Source organism: Rhizobium sp. PEPV16 (assembly GCF_008919455.1).
GTDB classification, from domain to species: domain Bacteria; phylum Pseudomonadota; class Alphaproteobacteria; order Rhizobiales; family Rhizobiaceae; genus Rhizobium; species Rhizobium leguminosarum_Q.
The window spans coordinates 1-4,200 of the sequence record NZ_VSZV01000097.1; the positions used below are offsets into that span (position 1 = coordinate 1).

Below are 4,200 nucleotides of genomic sequence, written 5' to 3' on the forward strand. Positions count from 1 at the left end.
AGGACACGGCATTGTTTCTGAAGGAACAGGGCAAGGTTCCCGACGTGCTGGCGAATTACGGCGCCTTCGTCACCGCAGATGCCCTCACCGGCGTCAGCAACTGATCCTCCCTGACGCCGGCGCAGTCGTTGCGCCGGCGTCGAACCTGCGAGCGGCTCCATGCTTAAAGTCGATCACGCCAGCGTTTTCTTCGCAGCCCGCGACGGACGGACCGTTCACGCGCTCGATCGCGTTTCCTTCGATATTCTCGAACGGGGCTTCGTCGTCGCACTCGGGGCGTCGGGATGCGGCACGTCAACCCTTCTCAACGCGATTGCCGGCTTCCTTCCGCTTTCGGATGGCCGGATCACGCTCGATGGCCGCGCGGTCGAACGACCGGGTGCGGATCGCGGCGTCGTCTTTCAGAAGGACTCGCTGCTGCCCTGGAAATCCGTCGTCGACAATGTCGCGCTCGGTTTGAAATTCGCCGGGGTCAAGCGCAAGGAGCGCGAAGCGCGCGCCCTGGAGCTTGTCCGTCTCGTCGGCCTCGATGAATTTGCCGGCGCTTTTCCCTACGAGCTGTCGGGCGGCATGCGGCAGCGTGTCGGCATCGCGCGTGCTCTGGCGACAAATCCCGACATCCTGCTGATGGACGAGCCGTTCGGCGCGCTCGACAGCCTGACGCGCGAGCAGATGCAGGAACTGCTGGTTTCCATCTGGGATAAAACGGCAAAAAAGGTCTTCTTCATCACGCACTCGATCGAAGAGGCCTTGTTCCTGGGCACGCAGGTCCTGGTCATGTCACCTCGACCGGGACGCGTCGTGGCACGCTTCGATCTGGATTTCGTTCGCCGCTTCGCCGAAACCGGCGATGCCCGATCGATCAAGGCGTCGCCGCAATTTGCCGAGCTGCGCGAGGAGATCCGCGCCATTCTGCACAGCACCGAAGACCTCAGGAGCGCCGCATGAGCGACATAGTGCAGGCCCCGCCGATTGTGGCGGGTAGAGAGGACCGCCAGGTCAAGCTGGTAAAAATGGCAAGCTTCGGAGCCGGCGAAAAATCGACGGTGGCCATCAGCGTTGCCACGGCGCTGGCCATACTGCTGCTGTGGTGGCTGGTATCGGCGCTCGGTGTCGTCCCACACTTGTTTCTGCCGCGTCCGGACGAGGTGCTGACACAGATCGGCGCTATCTATCGCGACGGTTACGCCGGAGCGTCGCTGTCCGAGCATGTTTTTGCGAGCCTGTTCCGCATCGTTGTCGCTGCCCTCATTGCCATCTCGGCCGGCATTCCGCTCGGATTGCTGATGGGCCTGAACCGCTGGGCAAAAGGGGTGCTCGACGCGCCGATCGAGTTCTACTGGCCGCTTCCGCCGCTCTCTTACCTGCCGTTGATGATCATCTGGCTCGGCATCGGCGAGACGTCGAAAATCACGTTGCTGGTGCTTGCGATGTTCGCACCGATTTGCCTCTCGGCCCAGGCCGGCGTCCGTTCGCTGCCGATCGAGCGCGTCAATGCCGCGCGTTCGCTGGGCGCAAGCCGGCTGCAGCTCTTCCTGGACATCGTCCTACCGTCCGCCCTGCCCGAGATTCTCACCGGCATTCGAATTGCGCTCGGTGTCGGCTGGGGCACGCTGGTTGCGGCTGAATTGATTGCCTCCACCCGCGGGATCGGTTTCATGATCATGTCGGCTTCACATTTCCTGGCGACCGACGTCGTCTTCGTCGGCATCGGCATCATCGCGATCTGCGCGTTCACCTTCTCGGCCGTCACTCGTTTTCTGGAGGCGTTCCTCGTGCCCTGGAAGGGCAAGCTTTGACCAGATGGCGGCAGGGAGCCATATTCAATGGCTTCCTGCCGCCGCGTTCAGCCCGTGTATGGCGACGAGCTCGGCTGCGACCAGTTTCTGAAGACGCCATAAATTGCGGTCCCGGATGCCGCGTTCTTCCAGATGTTTCACCGTCAGATAGAGATATTCGGCGCAGGAACCCATGTGTCCGCAGGCTCTCGCAAGCACCTGCGCCACCGTCTCGAGCGGCAATTTGCGGGAAACGCGCTCGCCCTTCGGACCAGCCCAAAAGACCAGCGCACGCACGAGCCCATGTGCGGTCGCGACCGGGATCCAGCGAACCGACGCAGCGTCTTCGATCGTGCCGACTTCACGGCGGATCAACCGCCGAATCTGGCCAAGGCGATCATCATCGGCAAGCCTGAAGACGATGCCGTTGCAACGTCCGCCCCGGTCAAGTGCCATCATCAGACCCGGCTGGGCCCGCGTTCCCCGCCAGCGGGTCATCTGCAGGCAGAAGGAGCGATGCCACCCTCTTGTTGCGCCATGCTGCGATTCGACGGCATCGAAGTCCGGCTTCCATATCAATGATCCATAGGCGAAGATCCAGAGCGGCGCGCCAGTAGACTCCTGGAGAAGCCGGTTGGCGAGCATCTCCACCTCCGCTTCGGTCAGCGGTTTTCGGTGTGGATCGGGACCGACGTCGATCGCGGGTCGAAGGCTCAGCGATACGAGCTCGTCAGTCAGAGCCATTCTTGATCCGGTCATCAAAAGTTTGCTTCCCTGGACCGTCACCAGCTTATGCTCCCGGATATCCATCATGCGTCAGTGCACCGTAAATCTGGCCGCATCGGCCTGGCGCCGCTGCAGGCTGCGTATCAGCATCGCGGCCTCCCTAACGATTGCCGAAAACGTCACATCATCGGCCTCTGCGATCCTTTCCGTCATCTCGCGGATGATCGTCGTCAGATGGAGGATCGAATGGCGATGCTGCGCATCTCCTGGTCCGATTTCGGCATCGGCCATGGCAAGCAGCGTCTGTACCAGCCGCTCCATGGTTTGGCGGCGCCTGGTTCTTGGATCGGCATTCGGATCTTCGCTAAGGCGCAACAGATCGGCGACAATATCGGACATTCCACTCTGTCTCACATAGCAAAAGCCGGCGGCATGGAAACGACATGCCTTCGACCGCGCGTTTGCGTCTTCAAGCCCTCGAGCAATCGGTAGCCGTTGCGCCAGCGGCCAAAGCCGCTGGCGACATTGATGTGCCCGGCAAGGCCGATATTCCTGGTCTCGGCGTTCCACAAGCGGCCAAACAGGGTCAACCGATCGACCGTCATGTAGGCATCGTTCATGCTGCCGACGACGATGCTTGGAAAAGGCAAAGGCGCCGTCGGCATGCCACCAAACGAGATATGCCCGGGATGCAGGTTTTCCGTGGCCGGCAGATCGCATGGAGCAACGAGCAATGCTCCTTTGACGCGCCGCGCAGCACTTCGCCCGGCCAAGCGGGCGGCAAGCAGGCATCCGAGACTATGGGCAACCAGATAGGCCTCGCCGGCCTCTTCAAGCGCGCCTTCCAATCGCAGCAGCCAGTTGTCAAGGTTCGGATGATCCCAGTCGTCCTGAACGACGCAACGACTGCCTGGCTGATCCTGTAGCCAGTGCTGTTGCCAATGCCCTTCTCCCGAGCCGAAAAGCCCGGGAAGAATAAGTACATCGATCATCTGACGGCATCCTCTCTGAAGCTGCGCGCCGGTCTTTTTCCCGATGGGGGCAAACATCGGACATCACTCATCAGATCCACCCGATCACCAGGGCGAACAGGAATGTGAAGGAGCTGACAATCGTGCAGATCCCCGCCGCATGCCTGAAATGCGACATGACGGTGCCTTCCGCTCTTCTCGCACCGTGCCGACGCAGGTCGGTCTCAACGACAATCGCCATCACGCCGTTCTCCTCAATACCAAAGGCCGGGCATGGTGCCCCAATAATGGAGTTCGTATTCGCGGGCGGACCGGTCGCGCTCTTCGTCTCGCGCGAACAATCCGTTTACTGGCTCCCGTGCAGCGGGCGGCTTCAGGCCGAGGAACCGGCCGATCGAAAGCTTCAGCCAGAACTGAAAATCAAGCTTCATGCGAACCTCCTGTCAGGAACCGGTATTCCTCGGTTAGGAAATCAGCGAATGACGTTGTGCATTGGCGAGTAGAACGTGAAGCGATGCCGTCGGTCCGTAGAGCATCAGCAGGCGGTTCTCCTCGCGTTTGGCGAGACGATATCGTCGGGAGAATTCGAAGACGCTCCACAATTGCTCGCTGGCCGCCGGCCTTTCTGCATCGGTGATCGTCGCTTCCTGAGATCGAGCCATCGCGACGATCCTTACTCGGCTGCCGCCAAGGCCGGGTTTGCGCCCGGAAAGAAAGCCGCCAAT

8 protein-coding genes are annotated in these 4,200 nt (G+C 61.2%); 2 read left to right on the forward strand and 6 right to left on the reverse strand.

Annotated features, from left to right (window positions below; genetic code table 11):
• The first annotated feature begins 159 nt into the window (after positions 1–159).
• Entirely contained in the window at positions 160–948 is a 789-nt protein-coding gene (locus FY112_RS01200) for an ABC transporter ATP-binding protein (RefSeq protein ID WP_151517436.1), read from the forward strand.
• Positions 945–1,799: an ABC transporter permease subunit gene (locus tag FY112_RS01205; protein WP_131643820.1), complete on the forward strand. Its 855-nt coding sequence runs from the start codon at positions 945–947 to the stop codon at positions 1,797–1,799. Before FY112_RS01200 ends, FY112_RS01205 begins: the two co-directional genes overlap by 4 nt.
• A gap of 24 nt (positions 1,800–1,823) precedes the next feature.
• Here the strand turns inward: FY112_RS01205 and FY112_RS01210 are convergent, their stop codons facing one another.
• The 6 genes from FY112_RS01210 to FY112_RS01225 form a co-directional block, all read right to left on the reverse strand.
• Positions 1,824–2,591: a gamma-glutamylcyclotransferase gene (locus FY112_RS01210; protein ID WP_131643819.1), complete on the reverse strand. Its 768-nt coding sequence runs from the start codon at positions 2,589–2,591 to the stop codon at positions 1,824–1,826.
• Between the two features lie 3 nt (positions 2,592–2,594).
• Positions 2,595–2,903 (reverse strand): hypothetical protein, encoded by a 309-nt coding sequence (locus FY112_RS01215; protein ID WP_151517437.1) that lies wholly within the window; start codon positions 2,901–2,903, stop codon positions 2,595–2,597.
• A gap of 11 nt (positions 2,904–2,914) precedes the next feature.
• A complete protein-coding gene (locus FY112_RS01220; RefSeq protein ID WP_151517438.1) occupies positions 2,915–3,496 on the reverse strand; it encodes an alpha/beta fold hydrolase in 582 nt (193 codons plus the stop codon).
• A gap of 70 nt (positions 3,497–3,566) precedes the next feature.
• Entirely contained in the window at positions 3,567–3,719 is a 153-nt protein-coding gene (locus tag FY112_RS36540) for a hypothetical protein (RefSeq protein ID WP_165505259.1), read from the reverse strand.
• Between the two features lie 10 nt (positions 3,720–3,729).
• Positions 3,730–3,906, reverse strand: coding sequence for a hypothetical protein (locus FY112_RS36545; protein WP_165505261.1), 177 nt, complete (start codon positions 3,904–3,906; stop codon positions 3,730–3,732).
• 33 nt (positions 3,907–3,939) lie between these two features.
• Positions 3,940–4,137: a hypothetical protein gene (locus FY112_RS01225; protein ID WP_131643816.1), complete on the reverse strand. Its 198-nt coding sequence runs from the start codon at positions 4,135–4,137 to the stop codon at positions 3,940–3,942.
• Between the last annotated feature and the right edge of the window lie 63 nt (positions 4,138–4,200).